Origin of the sequence: Dietzia sp. oral taxon 368 (genome assembly GCF_002999155.1) — a bacterium.
Classification (GTDB): Bacteria; Actinomycetota; Actinomycetes; order Mycobacteriales; family Mycobacteriaceae; genus Dietzia; species Dietzia cinnamea.
In genome coordinates, this window is sequence record NZ_CP027238.1 from 1,373,555 (window position 1) to 1,390,308 (window position 16,754).

General features: G+C 69.4%; 18 protein-coding genes. 8 read left to right on the top strand and 10 right to left on the bottom strand.

Annotated elements, in window-relative coordinates:
* Nucleotides 1–51: 51 nt before the first annotated feature.
* Nucleotides 52–714, top strand: a complete 663-nt coding sequence (locus C3V38_RS06520) for a PaaI family thioesterase (protein ID WP_106385327.1) — start codon at nt 52–54, stop codon at nt 712–714.
* A 67-nt stretch (nt 715–781) separates the two neighbouring features.
* Here the strand turns inward: C3V38_RS06520 and C3V38_RS06525 are convergent, their stop codons facing one another.
* On the bottom strand, nt 782–1,246 hold the full coding sequence (locus tag C3V38_RS06525; RefSeq protein ID WP_254425955.1) for a hypothetical protein: 465 nt from the start codon (nt 1,244–1,246) through the stop codon (nt 782–784).
* Here C3V38_RS06525 and C3V38_RS06530 point away from each other — a divergent pair.
* Together C3V38_RS06530 and C3V38_RS06535 are read left to right on the top strand one after the other, a co-directional pair.
* The gene (locus C3V38_RS06530; RefSeq protein ID WP_061917901.1) at nt 1,245–2,387 is read left to right on the top strand and encodes an IS630 family transposase; all 1,143 of its coding nucleotides are present in this window, start codon (nt 1,245–1,247) and stop codon (nt 2,385–2,387) included. The two genes, C3V38_RS06525 and C3V38_RS06530, sit on opposite strands and share 2 nt — an antisense overlap.
* Nucleotides 2,388–2,583: 196 nt before the next feature.
* Nucleotides 2,584–3,675, top strand: a complete 1,092-nt coding sequence (locus tag C3V38_RS06535; protein ID WP_202959131.1) for an IS110 family transposase — start codon at nt 2,584–2,586, stop codon at nt 3,673–3,675.
* Between the two features lie 35 nt (nt 3,676–3,710).
* Here C3V38_RS06535 and C3V38_RS06540 read toward each other — a convergent pair whose 3' ends face one another.
* Nucleotides 3,711–4,529 carry an SDR family oxidoreductase gene (locus C3V38_RS06540; RefSeq protein ID WP_106385328.1) on the bottom strand — a complete coding sequence of 273 codons (819 nt, stop codon included), beginning with the start codon at nt 4,527–4,529 and terminating at the stop codon, nt 3,711–3,713.
* A gap of 11 nt (nt 4,530–4,540) precedes the next feature.
* Between C3V38_RS06540 and C3V38_RS06545 the strand changes: the two genes are divergently transcribed.
* Nucleotides 4,541–5,299, top strand: coding sequence for a PaaI family thioesterase (locus C3V38_RS06545; protein WP_106385329.1), 759 nt, complete (start codon nt 4,541–4,543; stop codon nt 5,297–5,299).
* A gap of 4 nt (nt 5,300–5,303) precedes the next feature.
* On the opposite strand, the gene C3V38_RS06550 is transcribed toward C3V38_RS06545, so the two are convergent.
* Together C3V38_RS06550 and C3V38_RS18225 are read right to left on the bottom strand one after the other, a co-directional pair.
* On the bottom strand, nt 5,304–5,939 hold the full coding sequence (locus C3V38_RS06550; protein ID WP_254426097.1) for a TetR/AcrR family transcriptional regulator: 636 nt from the start codon (nt 5,937–5,939) through the stop codon (nt 5,304–5,306).
* Nucleotides 5,940–6,007: 68 nt separating this feature from the next.
* Nucleotides 6,008–7,534: a fatty acid desaturase gene (locus C3V38_RS18225; protein WP_106385330.1), complete on the bottom strand. Its 1,527-nt coding sequence runs from the start codon at nt 7,532–7,534 to the stop codon at nt 6,008–6,010.
* A gap of 237 nt (nt 7,535–7,771) precedes the next feature.
* On the opposite strand from C3V38_RS18225, the gene C3V38_RS06560 reads away from it, so the two are divergent.
* Nucleotides 7,772–9,643, top strand: a complete 1,872-nt coding sequence (locus C3V38_RS06560; RefSeq protein ID WP_083961742.1) for an ABC transporter ATP-binding protein — start codon at nt 7,772–7,774, stop codon at nt 9,641–9,643.
* 141 nt (nt 9,644–9,784) lie between these two features.
* On the opposite strand, the gene C3V38_RS06565 is transcribed toward C3V38_RS06560, so the two are convergent.
* The 4 genes from C3V38_RS06565 to C3V38_RS06580 form a co-directional block, all read right to left on the bottom strand.
* On the bottom strand, nt 9,785–10,714 hold the full coding sequence (locus C3V38_RS06565; protein ID WP_106385331.1) for an SDR family NAD(P)-dependent oxidoreductase: 930 nt from the start codon (nt 10,712–10,714) through the stop codon (nt 9,785–9,787).
* Nucleotides 10,715–10,787: 73 nt separating this feature from the next.
* Nucleotides 10,788–12,110 carry a TrpB-like pyridoxal phosphate-dependent enzyme gene (locus C3V38_RS06570; RefSeq protein ID WP_106385332.1) on the bottom strand — a complete coding sequence of 441 codons (1,323 nt, stop codon included), beginning with the start codon at nt 12,108–12,110 and terminating at the stop codon, nt 10,788–10,790.
* A gap of 37 nt (nt 12,111–12,147) precedes the next feature.
* Nucleotides 12,148–12,630, bottom strand: coding sequence for a GNAT family N-acetyltransferase (locus tag C3V38_RS06575; protein WP_106385333.1), 483 nt, complete (start codon nt 12,628–12,630; stop codon nt 12,148–12,150).
* Nucleotides 12,627–13,376 (bottom strand): hypothetical protein, encoded by a 750-nt coding sequence (locus C3V38_RS06580; RefSeq protein ID WP_106385334.1) that lies wholly within the window; start codon nt 13,374–13,376, stop codon nt 12,627–12,629. Before C3V38_RS06580 ends, C3V38_RS06575 begins: the two co-directional genes overlap by 4 nt.
* 71 nt (nt 13,377–13,447) lie before the next feature.
* Here C3V38_RS06580 and C3V38_RS06585 point away from each other — a divergent pair, with 71 nt between their 5' ends.
* Together C3V38_RS06585 and C3V38_RS06590 are read left to right on the top strand one after the other, a co-directional pair.
* The gene (locus tag C3V38_RS06585; protein WP_106385335.1) at nt 13,448–13,978 is read left to right on the top strand and encodes a peptidylprolyl isomerase; all 531 of its coding nucleotides are present in this window, start codon (nt 13,448–13,450) and stop codon (nt 13,976–13,978) included.
* Between the two features lie 88 nt (nt 13,979–14,066).
* Entirely contained in the window at nt 14,067–14,801 is a 735-nt protein-coding gene (locus tag C3V38_RS06590) for a rhomboid family intramembrane serine protease (protein WP_106385336.1), read from the top strand.
* 96 nt (nt 14,802–14,897) lie between these two features.
* On the opposite strand, the gene C3V38_RS06595 is transcribed toward C3V38_RS06590, so the two are convergent.
* Together C3V38_RS06595 and crgA are read right to left on the bottom strand one after the other, a co-directional pair.
* Entirely contained in the window at nt 14,898–15,365 is a 468-nt protein-coding gene (locus C3V38_RS06595) for a PH domain-containing protein (protein ID WP_106385337.1), read from the bottom strand.
* A gap of 345 nt (nt 15,366–15,710) precedes the next feature.
* Entirely contained in the window at nt 15,711–15,977 is a 267-nt protein-coding gene (gene crgA / locus C3V38_RS06600; protein ID WP_061916674.1) for a cell division protein CrgA, read from the bottom strand.
* An 86-nt stretch (nt 15,978–16,063) separates the two neighbouring features.
* Between crgA and C3V38_RS06605 the strand changes: the two genes are divergently transcribed.
* On the top strand, nt 16,064–16,744 hold the full coding sequence (locus tag C3V38_RS06605) for an aminodeoxychorismate/anthranilate synthase component II (protein WP_063935447.1): 681 nt from the start codon (nt 16,064–16,066) through the stop codon (nt 16,742–16,744).
* The last annotated feature ends 10 nt before the right edge of the window (nt 16,745–16,754 follow it).

Below are 16,754 nucleotides of genomic sequence, written 5' to 3' on the forward strand. Positions count from 1 at the left end.
CGCTCGAGGCCGCGTCGGGCGGCGCCCGACCGCGGAGTAACGTCACACGGCGTGACCGAACAGCCAGAATCCGGGGAAGCGGTCTCCGCTCAGACCTTCCTCGACCAGCCCGACCACGCCTCCGGTGCCACCGAACTCGCCCGCCAGCTGAGGCGCATCCGCGGCCTCGTCTCCGGCGCGGAATTCGAGGACCTGTCCGCGGAGATCGAGCTGGCCCGCGAGCTGGCCGACCGCATCGAGAACGCCGCGACCCCCCACCCGCCGGCCGAGTACGCTTCATGGGGCGTGCCCGAGCACATCGCCTCCAACCCGGTGATCGGCTCGCGCAACCCGGCCGCCCCGCCGCTGGAGGCCGCCGTATTCCCGGACGGCACCGTCCGCGCGGACCTGACGCTGGGCGTGGAGTTCCAGGGCCCGCCCGGATGTGTGCACGGCGGCGTGGTGGCGATGCTGTTCGACGAGATGCTCGGCCTGGCCAACGCCGCGGCGGAGCGCATCGGGATGACGGTGGACCTGCAGGTCACCTACGTCGCCCCCACCCCGCTGGACACGCCCCTGCGGTTCGAGGCCCGCCAGGACCGGGTGGACGGGCGCAAACTGTGGTGCACGGGCACGCTGCACGCCGGTGACACCCTGTGCGCGTCGGTCACGGGCATGTTCGTCACGCCGCGCTGGATGCTCGACGGGGATCAGAGCAAGCCCATCGAGGGCTGACAGTGATGATGTGTGTAGTGGTTCTTCGGGCGGGTCTGACTCACGGGCTGACCGTCGCGGTGGCTGACTAGTGGGCATCTCCGTTAGTTCGTCGGGGGTCGGTGATCCAGGCGGTGGGGTCGCCGAGATAGAGGCCGCAGGCGGTGTCGAGGGCTTCTGCGGGAGTGCCTGAGGGCCATCCGTTTGGCAGGGCGGCTTGCTGGTAGTCGTCGTGGCTGGCGCGGTAGATCGCAAAACCCCACTGGCTGGCTGATCCGGCGTAGCGCAGTCGGCAGAGCTTGACTTCGTCCCCGTCGGTCAAGGTGGCATCGATGTAGGCGAATCCGGCCCGGTAGCGGGTGTGCAGGGCCTGGATCTGGGGCCACCGTTCGGCAGCGCGGGCCAGGAGTTTCTGTCGCAGTGAGGTCTGTGTCGAGTCGGGGATCTTGGCCATGGTCTCCATCATCGCCGCCGCCGTTTCTCGCCCTCGACTTTCGGCTTGTTCCGGCGTGGCGGCTTGGCGGGCGCCGCTGGGTGCGTCAGAAATGAACATGCCTCCCACCAGCGCCGTTATCGTCATCCTGTCCGGCAAAGAACGCGACGTGCTGACCCGCCGCGCGCACGCTGCTCGTTGTGCGCACCGCGATGTACTGCGAGCCCGGATCGTCCTGGCGGCCGCTGCCGGTGATGCCAACGCTGCGATCGCCCGCGAGGTCGGGGTGTGCGAAGACACGGTGCGCCAGTGGCGGCATCGGTTCTGCACCGAGCGCCTGGAGGGTCTCAAAGATCGGCCCCGCTCGGGACGACCGCGAGTGTTCACCCCCGTCGAGGTCGCCCAGGTCAAAGCGTTGGCGTGTACGCGCCCGGCTGACCACGGTCTGCCACTGACCAGATGGTCGGCCGCCGAGTTGAGAGCCCACGCCGTGGCCACAGGGCTGGTGCGCCCCGTGGCGTCGGCGACGATCGGGCGCTGGCTGGCCGCAGATGCGATCAAGCCGTGGCAGCACCGGTCGTGGATTTTTCCCCGCGACCCCGACTTCGCCGTCAAGGCCGCCCGGGTGCTGGACCTGTACCACCGGCGCTGGAACGGCGTTGCTCTCGGCGACGATGAGTACGTCATCAGTGCGGACGAAAAATCACAGCTCCAAGCCCTCAAACGCCGTCACGCCGAGACTCCCGCCAGGCCCGGTCAGCCGCGGCGCGTGGAGTTCGAGTACCGCCGCGGTGGGACGTTGGCCTACTTCGCCGCCTACGACGTCCACCAGGCCCGCGTGATGGGGATGACCGCACCCAAGACAGGGATCGCCCCGTTCACCGAACTGGTCGAGCAGGTGATGACCCAAGAGCCATACGCATCCGCGAAGCGAGTGTTCTGGGTCGTCGACAACGGCTCATCCCACGCAGGTCAGGCCTCGAAAGACCGGATGCGTCATGCGTTTCCCAACGCGGTCCTGGTGCACCTTCCGGTGCACGCCTCGTGGCTCAACCAGGTCGAAATCTACTTCTCGATCCTGCAGCGCAAAGCCATCGCCACCGGCGACTTCGCAGACCTCGACGATCTCGCCGCACGCATCCTCGCGTTCCAGGATCGCTACAACCGAAGCGCCGAACCGTTCGGCTGGAAGTACACCCGCGACGACCTCAACCGCCACCTCGACCGCCTCAACAACGACGGCACCCTCCGCGCAGCATGACCCCCGACGAACTAACGGAGATGCCCACTAGAAGCGGATTTGTCGGCCCGCTCGGGGGATCGCTACGCACGCGACCGGACGGGCGTTTGTGACCTCATAGGAGCTTGGTTCAGAAGCCCCGCCACTGTCTTGTCCGCCCGCCTGGCCGGCGCGTGCTGCCCCACCGGGATCAACGAGAAAGGCAGCAGTGACCATGATGTCCGATCAGCACGTGCATGTCATCGCCGGAGTGGATACGCATGGCCAGACCCATCACGCGGCGGTGATCGACTCCCTCGGGCGGCATCTGGCCGACCGAGAGTTCCCGGCCACGGGTTCCGGGTACCGGCAGCTACTTTCATGGCTCGGCGGCCACGGCACCGTGCAGGCCGTTGGGGTCGAGGGCACCGGAGCCTACGGCGCCGAGCTGTCTCGGGTGCTGGCCCGGGCCGGACTACCGGTGGTCGAAGTCGACCGACCCGACCGCAAGACCCGGCGGATGAAGGGCAAGTCCGACCCGATAGACGCCTATGCCGCTGCTACCGCGGTCGCCTCCGGGCGTGCCACTGGCGTGCCGAAGACCCGCGACGGGATCGTGGAGGCCGTCCGGGCCTTGCGTGTGCCTCGGCGCTCCGCGGTCAAGGCCCGCACCCAAGCGATCAACCAGGCCAGGCAGCTGGTGATCACCGCTCCAGAGGAATTGCGAGCCCAGTTGCGTGGCCTGCCCGCCCGCGAGCTGGCCGCAGTCTGCGCCCGGTTCCGTCCCGGCGACCTCGCTAGTCCCCTCGGCGCGACCAAGGCGGCACTACGCATTCTGAGCCGCCGGATCCTGGCACTGAGTGAGGAGATCGCCGACCTCGACGTCGAGCTGAAAGCCCTGACCGCGCAGACGGCTCCGACCCTGATGAACCGCATGGGCGTGGGACCTGACGTCGCCGGGCAGCTTCTGGCCACCGCGGGCGACAACCCAGACAGGCTGCGCTCTGAAGCGGCGTTCGCGCACCTGTGCGGCGTGGCCCCGATCCCTGCCTCTTCAGGACGACGAGACCGACACAGACTCAACCGCGGTGGCGACCGGGCCGCGAACCACGCCCTGCATACCATCGCACTGAGCCGCATGCGCTGGGACGAACGCACCCGCTCCTACGTTGACCGACGAACCGCGCAAGGCCTGTCCAAGAAAGACATCATGCGCTGCCTCAAACGCCACATCGCGCGCGAGATCTACCATGCCCTGATCAACGACCTACAGGCTCGCGACCCCGCCACCCAAGCACCGACCACCGCCGACCTCGCCAAAGCCGCTTGACATCCATAGGAGCATCCGCGCCCGCGACCCGGAGGTCAGTTCCCGCGGAGGGCCTTCATCCGCTTGTGGGAGCCGGCCACGATCCGGCCGCGGTCGACGCCGGACGAGAACTCGACGCCCTTGCGGTTGTTCTCGCCGCCGCAGACGTGGATCGGCCCGTTGCCGATGGACGCCAGGACCTCCTCGGCGACCTCTTCGGGCTCGCTGACGGTGAAGCCGGGCAGATCCATGTCCAGGCCGGCGCGCACCATTGCGGGGGTGCGGACGACGCCGAGGATGACCTCGACGACGTCGACGCCGTACTCACGCATCTCCAGCCACAGGCCCTCGACGAAGACGCGGCTGAACGCCTTCGCCGCGGAGTAGACGCTCATGTCGGCGTGACCGAGGTAGCCGGCCATCGAGCCCATCACCACGATGCCGCCGCGACCGCGGGCCTTGAGGCCGGGGCCGAACTGACGGATGATCTGCATCGGCGAGGTGATGTTGAGGTCGATGACCTTCTGGACCTTGTCCATATCCGACTCGACGAACTCGGAGCCGTAGGTGTTGGCGCCGGCGTTGAGCACGATGAGGCCGAGGTCGAGACCCTCGCAGGCCGCGGCGATGCCCTCGGTGGCACCGGGCTCGGTGAGGTCGACGGACAGGGTCCGGCACCCGACTCCCTTGGCGCGGACGGCCTCCGCGGTCTCCTCGAGGGGCCCGGTCTTGCGGGCGACGAGGACCGTGGACACCCCCTGATCGGCGAGGCGGAAGGCGATCTCGGCGCCCACGCCCTCACTTCCGCCCACGACGAGGGCCCAGGGACCATAGGTAGCAGGATCGATCGGCTTCGGATTGACAGGTGTCGACATACCCTTAGAGTATGACTAAACAGAGCGATAGTCCCGGATTCGGCGGCGTACCCCTGCCGAAGCTGGGTCCGGACGAGGACTTCTCCCTCGAGGCGGCGCGCAAGCGACTGGGCACAAGGTTCGAACCGATCCCCACCCCGGAGTTGCCGCCGGCGGATCCCGAGCTCGACCGCGTAGTGGCCGAGCTGCGTCGACTCCGTGAGGCGACCGCGGCGTTGGCGCACTCGGAGGTCGAGCTGGGGGACATCGCCGACCGCCTGGCCGCGGTGGCCGACCTGATCGAACCGCGCGTCCCGTCGCCGGCGAAGCGGCTTGAGATCATGTGGACGGGTGCGGGCACCCGCCGGTCGAACCCGGTCGCCGGGCCGGAGAACCCACTCGCCCCGCCGGTGCAGTTCTACGGGTGCGATGACGGCTCGGTGCGTGCCGAGGTGACGCTGGGCCCCGTCTACCAGGGCCCTCCCGGCTGTGTCCACGGGGGTATCAGCGCGCTGATCATCGACCACATGATGGGGTTCGCCAACCACTGGGGCGGCCGCTTCGGGATGACCGCGCACTACGAGATCGACTACCGGTCGCCCACCCCGCTGCTCGAGCCGCTGTCGTTCCGCGCGTGGGTTCAGGAGCGCGAGGGCCGCAAGACGTGGACGCACGCGACGATCCACGCCGGCGATCGTCTGTGCGTGGAGGCGCGGGGGCTGTTCCTGGAGGCGAGTGTGCCGGTGCCGGGCCAGCCGGGCACCAAGTCGATGCTCGGCGACGGGGGATAGGGGCTCAGCCGGGGAGGTCGACCTGGACGACCTTCTGCAGGTAGGGCGCGATGACCTCGGTCAGGCCGGAGGCCAGCTGGTCGGGATCCTCGGGCGGCAGCGAGATGAAGCTGATGCCGATGCGGGCGATGATGGAGGCCGCCAGCCTGGCCTGCGACTCCTCGATCCGCATCCAGCTCTCGGCGAGTGCGGGGGTGAGTACCTCGGTGGCCCGCTCGATCAGTGGGCCGGCCTCGGTGGTGATGAGCCGGAGTAACTCGGGCTTGATGTCCCCGGTGAGCAGGGCCCGGACGAGCGGGTCGCGCTGGCTGGAGAGAAGAAAGCCGTTGATGCCCTCGCGCAGCGCGGTCTCGATCTGTCCGGGATACCGGATGATGGAGTCGCTGATCTCACCGGCGAACGTCTCGGACAGTTGCAGCGCGTACGCCTGCGCCAGACCCTGCCGGTTGCCGAATGTGCTGTAGAGGGTCTGCCGACTCAGTCCGGCGGCTTTGGCGACGTCGGACATCGTGACGGCGGACCAGTCGCGCGAGCCGAGGAGCTCGTGCATGGCCTCGAACACGGTACTACGGAGCGGCCGACGCTCCCCGCGGGCGTCCCCGGGGGAGGGTCGGTCACTGGTCTGGCGGTGACGGGGCATGGTGCCCATTGTTGCGGATACCCGGCTCCGGGCGGGGGAGGGGCGGGTTCGCACCCCGTACGCGGGGGTCACTTCACCGGCAGGAAGTCGACCTTGTCGCGGACGCCGCAGTCCGAGCACTGCCAGGAGTCGGGGATGGCCGACCACGGGGTGCCGGGCGGGAAGCCCTCGCGCGGGAGGCCGGCGGCCTCGGAGTAGTGGTTCCCGCAGTTGGGGCACACGTACTCACCGGTGGGCGAGGTCTGGTCGGTCGCGATATCCGTATCGGCGATGATCTTCTCCGCCACCGCGGTCGAGCCGGCCGCGTAGCGGGCGAGGATCTTCTCCCGCTTGGAGGGCTGGATGTTCGCGCGGGTGATGTCGCCGTCGTAGTGGTCGAGGACGCGCTTGTCCATGACCTTCCGCCACAGCGGCGGGATGTAGGCGATGACCATCATCGTCGCGTACCCGGACGGCAGCTGCGGGGCCTGCTCGAAGCTGCGGAGCATCTGGTAGCGGCGCATCGGGTTGGCGTGGTGGTCCGAGTGGCGCTGTAGGTGGTACAGGAAGATGTTGGTCACCAGGTGGTCGGAGTTCCAGGAGTGCTCGGGGCGGCAGCGCTGGTACCGACCGGCCGAGGTCTTCTGGCGGAGCAGTCCGTAGTGCTCGAGGTAGTTGACGACCTCGAGGAGGGAGAACCCGAAGATCGCCTGCACGATCAGCCAGGGGGCGACCTCCCAGCCGAAGATCGCGATGAGCGCGCCGAACAGCACGACGGTCATGAGCCAGGCGTTGAGGTTGTCGTTGCGGAGGGTCCACGGGCTCTTGCCCAGGCGGCCGAGACGCTCGGACTCGAGCGACCACGCCGAGCGGAGCGAGCCGACGACACTGCGCGGCAGGAACGCCCAGAAGGACTCTCCGAAGCGGGAGCTGGCGGGGTCCTCCGGAGTGGCGACGCGCGCGTGGTGGCCACGGTTGTGCTCGATGAAGAAGTGGCCGTAACCGGTGGTGGCGAGCGCGACCTTGGACAGCCACTTCTCGCTGCCCGCGATCTTGTGGCCGAGCTCGTGAGCGGTGTTGATGCCGATGCCGCCGGTGATGGCCACGGTCCAGGCGACGCCGATGGAGGCGGCGACGCCCAGGCCGCCGTCGTAGCCGAGCCAGGACAGGTCGTCGGCGGTCCAGAGGTAGCAGGCGGCGATGAGCGAGGCGTACTGCAGCGGGATGTACAGGTAGGTGCACCACCGGTAGAACGGATCGGCCTCGAGCTTGTCCATGACCTCGTCCGGCGGGTTCTCCCCGTCGGCGCCGATCGCCAGGTCGCCGAGCGGGATGGCGACGTAGACGAGGAACGGCAGCAGGAACCACGCGATGGTCGCGGGGATCTCCCAGCCGAGGGCGTTGAAGCCGGCGACGAACGGCATGGACAGGAACAGGCCCATCGCCGGGATCACTCCGAGGAGCCACAGGTAGCGCTTGGCGTCGGTCCACGCGTACGGCTCGACGTCCGCGTGGTCGTGTTCGTGATGGTCGTGTCCGTGATGGTCATGGTGCGCGTGAGGCGCCTCGTGCTCATCGGCCCCGTCAGTGGGGCGGATGTACTCGGTGCTGGACATCGCTGACGACCTCCGAATCGACGTTGTGTGGCATATGCCACTGTGTTGCACCCAACATTAGACAAAATGCGGGGCTATGTCTAGACATACCGTCGGCCTTTGTCCAGAAGGGCGAGAGGGTGGCGACGACGAGGACCCGCGTCGACCGACCCGGGCCGGAATAGGTCGGGCACCGGCCGGGTTGTACGGAGGTGTCGTCGGTACACCCCTCGACCGGCGTGAGAGGAGTGGCCCGGCTTGTCCATGCACATGGCCGCCATGCGGACGCTGTACCGGGCCGAGAACAACGACATCTCGCTCGACCGGAGCGTCTTCACACGCGAGAACTTCCGCCGGATCGGGCAGTTCGCGCGCCCCCACACCCGGCGGATCGTCGTCTTCCTCATCCTCTCCGTCTTCGGGGCGTCGCTGGCGGTCCTGACCCCCGTGCTCGCGGGCCGGGTCGTGACCGCGATCGTCGAGGCCTCGCCGGTTCGGGTGGTCGTCGGGCTCGCGGTACTGATCGCCGCGATCGGCGTCGTCGAGGCGGTCGCGGCCGTGTTCACCCGGCTGTGGTCGGCGCGCATCGGCGAGGGCTTGATCCTCGACCTGCGTCGCGCGGTGTTCGACCACGTACAGACGATGCCGGTGGCATTCTTCATGCGCACCCGCACCGGCGCCCTGGTCAGTCGCCTCAACAACGACGTCATGGGTGCCCAGCGGGCCTTCTCCGACACCCTCTCCGGGGTCGTGTCCAACCTGGTGCAGCTGGTCCTCACCCTGGCGGTGATGGCCGGCATCAACTGGCAGATCACCGTGCTGTCGGTCCTCCTGCTGCCGATCTTCCTGTTCCCCGCCCGGTACGTCGGCAGGCGTCTGGCACGACTCCGACGCGAGGCCTCGGACCTCAACGCGTCGATGAACGACCAGATGACCGAGCGGTTCAACGCCGGTGGGGCGACCCTGGTCAAGCTGTTCGGTCGGCCCTCCGCGGAGTCGGCGGAATTCGCGGCCCGTGCCGGGCGGGTCCGCGGCATCGGGGTGCGCACCGCGCTGCTCATGAGCGTGTTCATGAACTCGCTGACGCTCGTGTCCACCCTGGCGCTGGCACTGGTCTACGGACTGGGCGGGTGGTTCGCCCTCAACGGCGGGTTGGACGCCGGGTCGGTCGTCGCGCTGGCGCTGCTGCTCACCCGCCTCTACGGCCCGCTCACGGCGCTGGCCAACGCCCCGATGGACATCGTCACGGCCATCGTCAGCTTCGAGCGGGTCTTCGAGGTCCTCGACCTGGAGCCCCTGATCGCCGACGCCCCCGACGCCGTCGACATCCCCGAGGGCCCGGCGACCATCGAGTTCGACGACGTCCACTTCTCCTACCCCGCGGCGGACAAGATCTCGCTGGCCTCCCTGGAGGAGGTCGCGGTCCTCGACACCCGCGGCGGGCAGGAGGTGCTACACGGGATCTCGTTCCGCGCCGCGCCGGGCGAGATGGTCGCGCTCGTCGGGTCGTCGGGCGCCGGCAAGTCGACCATCGCCTCACTCCTGCCCCGCCTCTACGACGTCGACTCGGGCGCGGTGCGGGTCGCGGGACTGGACGTCCGTGACGTCACGTCGTCGTCGCTCCGTCGCACGGTCGGCATGGTCACCCAGGACGGCCACCTCTTCCACGACACCATCCGGGCGAACCTCACCTTCGCGCGCCCGGAGGTCACCGACGATCTCGTGTGGGACGCCCTGCGCCGGTCCCGGCTCGAAGGCCTGGTCGCCTCGCTGCCCGACGGTCTCGACACGGTCATCGGTGACCGCGGATACCGGCTGTCGGGTGGAGAACGTCAGCGCCTGACCATCGCGCGACTGCTCATCGCCGAGCCGTCGGTCGTGGTGTTGGACGAGGCGACGAGTGCGCTGGACTCGACCAACGAGTCCGCGGTCCAGGAGGCACTGACCGAGGCGATGTCCGACCGGACGTCCCTGGTGATCGCGCACCGGCTGTCGACCGTCCGGGCCGCGGATCGGATCCTCGTCCTCGAGGCGGGGCACGTGGTGGAGTCGGGTACCCACGCCGAGCTGCTCGCGGGCGGCGGACGGTACGCGGAACTGTACGAGACGCAGTTCGCCGACCAGGAGTGACCCGCGGCCGGCCGCCGGCGTCATCCGTGCCGCCCGGCCGCCTACCGACCGACGAGAAGAGCGTCTCGCACGGCCCTACTCGGGCGATGTGTGCGGGACGCTCTTCTCGATGTGCCGGCCGCGGGCGAGGGCCGCGGCCGGTCAGCTCTCCAGGTGCAGGCCGAGCTCGCGGGCGGCCAGGGCGGCGTACTTGGAGGTCTGCTCGAAGGCGCCCTCGAGGGGGTTGGCGTCGGTGACGTCGGCGATCTCGGCCCAGCGTTCGGCCACCACCTCGGGGGTCCGCGCACCCTCGGGCAGGTAGACGCCCCGGCTCTCGACCATCTGCGACACCGCGAACACGCCGGCGCCGGCACCGAGGATCGTCTTGGTGGGGGCGTCCTCGCTGACCATGAACAGGGCGCCCGGCGCGATGGTCTCGGGGCCCATGATGTCCAGCACCCGCTGGGGCAGCAGGTCCTCGGTCATGCGGGTCGCCGCGGTGGGCGCGATGGAGTTGACCTTGATGTTCTTCTTCTCGCCCTCGATGGCCAGGACGTTCATCAGGCCGACCAGCCCCGACTTGGCCGCGGCGTAGTTGGCCTGGCCGAAGTTGCCGTAGATGCCGGAGGAGGACGTGGTCATGAGGATACGGCCGTAGCCGGCCTCGGCCATGTGCGGCCAGACCGCCTTGGTGCAGTTCACCGAGCCCATGAGGTGGACCTCGACGACCTTGCGGAAGTCCGCCGGCTCCATCTTGGCGAAGGACTTGTCGCGCAGGATGCCGGCGTTGTTGATGAGGATGTCGATCCGGCCCCACTTCTCCATGACCGTCGACACCATGGCCTCGACCGCCGCCTCGTCGGTGATGTCGCTGCCGTCCACGATCGCCTCGCCGCCGGCCGCGGTGATCTCCTCGACGACCTGCTGCGCCAGCGACGGCGACCCGCCCTCACCGCGGACATCGCCGCCGAGGTCGTTGACGACGACCTTGGCACCACGCTCGGCCAGCGCGAGGGCGTACGCGCGGCCCAGGCCGCCGGCCGCACCGGTGACGATCGCGACCCGATCGGTGAACTCGATGGACTTGGTCAATTGGGGGCTCCTTTATCGAGGGTAGGGAACGTGATTGGTGGTCTGGTGGGGGGCGCGGGCCCCGTCCGGCGCGTCAGCCCAGCTCGCCGCGGACGAACGACTCGTACGCGGGCAGGTCGAGGAAGCCGTGACCGGACAGGCCGATCACGATCGACGGACCGGTGCCGGCCTCGCCGGTGTGCTCGCGGGCCTTCGCCATGGCGCCGGCCAGCGCGTGGGTCGACTCGGGGGCGGGCACGATGCCCTCCGCCTTGGCGAACTCGACGCCGGCCGCGAACGCGACGTTCTGCTCCACCGCCATCGAGTCGAGCAGGCCGAGGTGTTTGACGTGGCTGACCAGCGGCGCCATACCGTGGTAGCGCAGGCCGCCGGAGTGGATGGGATCCGGGACGAAGTCCTGGCCGAGGGTGTACATCTTCATCAGCGGGGTCAGACCCGCGACGTCACCGTGGTCGTAGCGGAACTCACCCTCCGTCAGCGACGGGCAGGCCGTGGGCTCGACCGCGACGATCCGGGTCCCGGCGCCGGCGAGGTTCTCCCGGATGAACGGGAACGCCAGCCCGGCGAGGTTGGAGCCACCGCCGGCGCACCCGTACACGTAGTCCGGCGCGCCCTCGCCGAACATCGCCAGCTGCGTGATGGCCTCCTCGCCGATCACGGTCTGGTGCAGGCACACGTGGTTGAGCACCGAGCCCAGGGAGTAACGGGTCTCGGGATCCGCGGCGGCCACCTCCACGGCCTCGGACACGGCCATGCCGAGAGATCCCGGGGTGTCGGGGTCCTTGGCGAGGAGCGCGCGACCGGCCTCGGTGAGGTCGGACGGGCTCGGGTGCACGGACGCCCCGAAGGTCTCCATGAGCATGCGCCGGTACGGCTTGGAGTGGAAGGAGGCCTTGACCTGCCACACCTCGACCTCGATCCCGAAGGCCTGCCCGGCGAACGCCAGCGACGCACCCCACTGGCCGGCGCCGGTCTCGGTGGTCAGCTTGGTGATGCCCTCGGCGGCGTTGTAGTACGCCTGCGCGACCGCGGTGTTCGGCTTGTGTGAACCGACGGGGCTGGTGCCCTCGTACTTGTAGTAGACGCGGGCGGAGGTGCCCAGCGCCTTCTCGAGACGCCGTGCACGGATGAGCGGCGACGGCCGCCACAGCCGGTAGATCTCCCGGACCGCTTCCGGGATCTCGATGTACCGTTCCGGGGTCACCTCCTGCTCGATGAGCGCCATCGGGAACAGGGGCGCCAGGTCCTCGGGACCGAGCGGCTCCTTGGTTCCGGGGTGCAGGTGGGGCGCCATCGCCTCGGGCAGGTCGGCCTGGATGTTGTACCAGTGCGTCGGCATCTCGTTCTCGGGCAGGAGAGCCTTGACCAGCGGGACGGAGGGGGCGGCAGACGTCATGTGTGTCCTCGGAGGCGATCGAAGGGTGAGCCTGGTCTCATCCTAGGAGGTCGCGTCGCATGGGCAGATGGGGGATCCGTCCGTCGAGGTAGTCCGGCCCGCACCGGACGAATCCGAACTGCTCGTACCACCGCTCGAGGTGGGCCTGGGCCCCGATCTCGACCGGCCGGTCACCGCACAGTTCCAACGCCCGGCGGATCAGCTCGGCCGCGATACCCCGGCCCCGCCACGACGGTGCCGTACACACGCGCCCGACGTGCATGAGTCCGTCGGCGGCGTCGTCTGCGAAGACGCGCAGTGTCGCCACGAGTTCACCGCCCGACCCCCGCGCGAGGAGATGTGTGGTGCCGGGGTCGGCGTCGACGTCGTCGATCTCGGCGTACGGGCAGTCCTGCTCGGCCACGAAGACGTCCACGCGCAGTCGGTACAGCGCGTGGACGTCCAGTGGGCCCAGTTCCTCGAGGGCCGATGCGGATATCTCAAGCGCCGGGTCGGGGGCCGGCGCGTCGGTTCGGCTCATGCGTTGGTGGTGTCGCCGTCCGTGGTCTGACCACCCGTCGCGGCGTCGTCCGCCGCGGCGTCATCGGAGGGCTGCGGCGCGGAACCGGCAGCGGGGCCGGGCACGCCGCTTCCCGCGGCCGGCGACGACTCGGCGGACTGGTCGGCAGGGCCCTCGGGATCCGGGGACTCGATGGTCAGGTCCTCGCCCGTCTCAGAGGCCTCGGACGCACCGGCGTCCGGGCCCGCGGATCCGGTCGCGGCACCCCGGGAGTCGGCGGCCGCCTCGGCCGGGGTCGGCGTCCGCGGGGGTGCCGGGGTGGGCTTGGGCGCCGGCGGGGCGGAGGGAGCGGGCGAACCCTGGTCACGCAGGAAGTACGCGGTGGCACCCACGACGGCGGCACCGCCGACGAGCCCCACGATCCACAGCGGCGCGAAGCGACGCAGCGGTCCGTGCTTCTTCTGCGGTGTGGCGAGGGCGGTGGTCTTCTCGCTCAGGGCGTCGGCGTGCTGGCGGGCGTCGGCGGCGAGGTCACCGAGGATCTCCGCCTGCTCCGCGCGGCGCTCACGGATCACCTGGATGCCGCGGCTTGCTCCGAAGAGGGCGAGCCCGACGGGGCCCCGGGTGGCGGCGACGGCGGCCTCGCCGAGGAACCGCGGGTCCTTGAGGTCGAACGCCTTGCGCGCGGCGGTCCCGGCCTTGTTCAGGTCCTTGCCCGCCTGCTTGACGGCCTTGCGGTGGGCGGCGCGATCGCTTCGTGTGCTCATGTGACGATGGTGGCACAGCGCTCGGACACCGACCACCACCTCGCCGACATCGGTTCGACCATCGTGGCAGGATGGGACGCGTGAGCATCGCAACGCAGAAGGCAACCATCCACACCAACCGGGGCGACATCGTCGTCGAGCTGTACGGCAACCACGCCCCGGAGACCGTGCAGAACTTCGTCGGGCTGGCCGACGGCTCCAAGGAGTACGCCCAGTCCAACGCCAAGGGGGAGAAGACCGGCCCGTTCTACGACGGCTCCATCTTCCACCGCGTCATCTCCGGCTTCATGATCCAGGGCGGCGACCCCACGGGCACCGGCCGTGGCGGCCCGGGTTACCAGTTCAAGGACGAGTTCCACCCCGAGCTGCAGTTCTCCGAGCCCTACCTGCTTGCCATGGCCAACGCCGGACCGGGCACCAACGGTTCGCAGTTCTTCATCACGGTCGGCCCCACGCCGCACCTGAACAACCGCCACACCATCTTCGGCAAGGTCGCCGACGAGGACTCCCGCAAGGTCGTCGACGCTATCGCCACCACCCGTACCGGTGCGATGGACCGCCCGACCGAGGACGTCGTGATCGAGTCGATCGAGATCTCCTGACCGACCTCCCCGGCCGGTCGGCGGCGCGGGTCCCGGGACACCCGGACCCGCGCCGCACGTCTATCCGCAGCACGACGAACCGGGAGCCATGAGCATCCAGACCCACCGCGGTGGCGCGGTCTCGCGTTTCTTCCGCCTCCAGCCGGTCACGGCGTGGCTCATCACCGCCAATCTCGCCGTCTACGTCGCCACCGCGGCGCAGGCGCGCAGCATCATGGCGAACAGCGCCTCGGCCCTGTTCGAGGCCACGGCCCTGTTCCCGCCGATGGTGGCGGTCCGCGACGAGTGGTGGCGGCTGCTCACCTCGGCGTTCCAGCATTTCGGCCCGATGCACCTGCTGCTCAACATGTACATGCTGTGGATCCTCGGTCTGGGGATCGAGCGCAGCATCGGGCACGCCCGGTTCCTCGGTCTCTACCTCGTCTCCGCCCTCGGTGGGTCCGTGGCGGTGATGTTCACCAGCCAGAACGCGCTCACCGCCGGCGCCTCCGGGGCCATCTTCGGGCTGATGGGGGCATACGCCATCGTCGCGATGTCCCTGCGCCTCGACGTCAAGGGCATCGGGTTGCTGCTCGTACTCAACATCGGCGTCAGCTTCCTCGTCCCCGGGGTTTCGCTGGGCGCGCATCTCGGCGGGCTCGCGGTGGGTGCGGTCGCCGCCGTCGCGCTGGTGGTGCTGCCGCGGCGCCTGCCCCCCCGTGTGGGTCGCGGGGGGCGGGAGGTCGTGTCGTGGACCGCGTACCTCGTCGTCGTCGTCCTCGTCGGGCTCGCCGCGTGGTACGCGGCGGAGTCCATGACCGCGGGGCTCGTCTTCCTCCGCTGAGCCCCGCCGGCCGCCGTCCGCGCCCCGCCGCCGTCCCGCTGGTGGTGCTGCCGGGCCGCCCGCGCCGCCTCGCCGTCCGCGACCCGCCGCCCGTGGCTACGTGTCCCCGCGCCGGCCGCCGAACCCCAGCCGCGTCAGCGTCTCCACGACGTCGCGGGGATCGGTGCCCAGATCGAGCCGGGTGAATACGTCGAGCTGCTCGCGGCCGCGCTCGTCCGTGTACTCCAGTCTCATCATGTGCTGCCGCACGCCCCACCGGGCCGAGCCGAGGGCGCGCACCTCCACCACCTCCGACCGGGGCACGAACAACACCCGTCCGAGCTTGGCGATCGCCAGCTGACCGTCGACGACCTCGATCCGTGGCCGCCGCAGCAGCTGCGACACCCCGGACGGGATGAGGAACAGCGCCGCCAGGCCCGTGAGCAGCATCGCGAGCGGTTCCTGGCGCTGCAGTCCGAGCATCACCAGCACGACTCCCGCGGCGATCTGCACGCCCGGCCACACCATGCCGGGCGACCACGACACGGCCCCGGGCCCCGCTCCGGAGACCGCCTCACCACTCACACGCCCATCCTCCCTTATCCACAGGCGTTATCCACACTGTGGAGGAATAACACGGGTGGAGTTCGAAAGTCGTTCGAGTCGGAGCGGGCTCGACCTGCGGCGTCGACTTCGTCGTCGTCCCACAGGCTTTATCCCCAGTGTGGAGGGAATTGTCCACAGTGTGTGAGGGGTGTGTAAGAGCGGAGTCACGGTCGTCGGTGGTCTTGCAATCGTGCTGTTGACCTGCATGAATGAGGGAGAGCCAGAGAAAATGCAGGTCACCCCCCGCGTTGTGCGGGGGGTGACCTGTGGAAAAGACTGTGGAAAGCGCGGGAGCACCTCGTGGAGGGGCCCTGTGGAGAACCCTCAGCGCCACCGCATCGTCATGAGCAGCCCGACGACGGCCAGCCCGAAGCCGATCGCGAAATTCTGCCACGTCTCCAGATCGCGCATGAACGGGATCCTCTCCCCGGCGATGTAGTACGTGACCAGCCACAGCAGGCCGAGAATCATGAAGCCCAGCATGAGTACGACGTACCAGCGCGCCGTCGGGGTCCCCTTGACCTTGACGGGGGTGCGGCTGACGGCCGCGTCGGTGTACTCGGTCTTGGACCGGACCTTTGACTTGGGCATTACAGTCCTCGTGGTGGGGGATGTCGGGGCGAGTCTACCAAGCCCACCGGAGACGCTCCCCGGCCCGAGCGCAGTACCCTGCGTCTATGCGCATTCTCGTCGTCGACAACTACGACAGCTTCGTCTACAACCTGGTCCAGTACCTGGGCCAGTTGGGCGCGACGTGCGACGTGTGGAGGAACGACGACTCCAGGCTCGCCGGCCCGGACGGTCGCTACGACCCGGCCGGTCTGGAACGCGCCATCGGCGGGTACGACGGCGTCCTGCTGAGCCCGGGGCCCGGAACGCCTGACCGGGCGGGTGCCACGATCCCGCTCATCGGGGCCTGTGGACGCGCGGGCGTGCCGGTGCTGGGCGTGTGCCTGGGACATCAGGCGATCGGTGAGGCGTTCGGCGCGACCGTCGACCGTGCCGCCGAGCTCATGCACGGCAAGACGAGCCGGGTCACTCACGACGACTCCGGTGTCCTCGCCGGCATCCCCAGCCCGTTCACGGCCACGCGCTACCACTCGCTGACCGTGCTGCCCGAGACGATCCCGGACACGCTCGTACCGACGGCGTGGACGGAGTCAGGGCTGATCATGGCGATGCGTCACCGCGACATGCCCGTCCACGGCGTGCAGTTCCACCCCGAGTCGGTCATGAGCGACGGCGGGCACCGCATGCTCGCCAACTGGCTGGGGATGTGCGGGGAGCGTCCGTCCGAGACCCTGGTGACGCGGCTGGAGTCGGAGCTCGACCGGACCCGCGGCGCCGCCCTCGCCTGACCGCCGTCGA

Bases quoted from the DNA above. Each gene is read 5' to 3' on its own strand.
- C3V38_RS06530 (WP_061917901.1), top strand. From the start codon at position 1,245: ATGCCTCCCACCAGCGCCGTTATCGTCATCCTGTCCGGCAAAGAACGC.
- C3V38_RS06525 (WP_254425955.1), bottom strand. From the start codon at position 1,246: ATGTTCATTTCTGACGCACCCAGCGGCGCCCGCCAAGCCGCCACGCCG.
- C3V38_RS06535 (WP_202959131.1), top strand. From the start codon at position 2,584: ATGTCCGATCAGCACGTGCATGTCATCGCCGGAGTGGATACGCATGGC.
- C3V38_RS06540 (WP_106385328.1), bottom strand. From the start codon at position 4,529: ATGTCGACACCTGTCAATCCGAAGCCGATCGATCCTGCTACCTATGGT.
- C3V38_RS06545 (WP_106385329.1), top strand. From the start codon at position 4,541: ATGACTAAACAGAGCGATAGTCCCGGATTCGGCGGCGTACCCCTGCCG.
- C3V38_RS06550 (WP_254426097.1), bottom strand. From the start codon at position 5,939: ATGCCCCGTCACCGCCAGACCAGTGACCGACCCTCCCCCGGGGACGCC.
- C3V38_RS18225 (WP_106385330.1), bottom strand. From the start codon at position 7,534: ATGTCCAGCACCGAGTACATCCGCCCCACTGACGGGGCCGATGAGCAC.
- C3V38_RS06570 (WP_106385332.1), bottom strand. From the start codon at position 12,110: ATGACGTCTGCCGCCCCCTCCGTCCCGCTGGTCAAGGCTCTCCTGCCC.
- C3V38_RS06575 (WP_106385333.1), bottom strand. From the start codon at position 12,630: ATGAGCCGAACCGACGCGCCGGCCCCCGACCCGGCGCTTGAGATATCC.
- C3V38_RS06580 (WP_106385334.1), bottom strand. From the start codon at position 13,376: ATGAGCACACGAAGCGATCGCGCCGCCCACCGCAAGGCCGTCAAGCAG.
- C3V38_RS06585 (WP_106385335.1), top strand. From the start codon at position 13,448: ATGGGACGCGTGAGCATCGCAACGCAGAAGGCAACCATCCACACCAAC.
- C3V38_RS06590 (WP_106385336.1), top strand. From the start codon at position 14,067: ATGAGCATCCAGACCCACCGCGGTGGCGCGGTCTCGCGTTTCTTCCGC.
- crgA (WP_061916674.1), bottom strand. From the start codon at position 15,977: ATGCCCAAGTCAAAGGTCCGGTCCAAGACCGAGTACACCGACGCGGCC.
- C3V38_RS06605 (WP_063935447.1), top strand. From the start codon at position 16,064: ATGCGCATTCTCGTCGTCGACAACTACGACAGCTTCGTCTACAACCTG.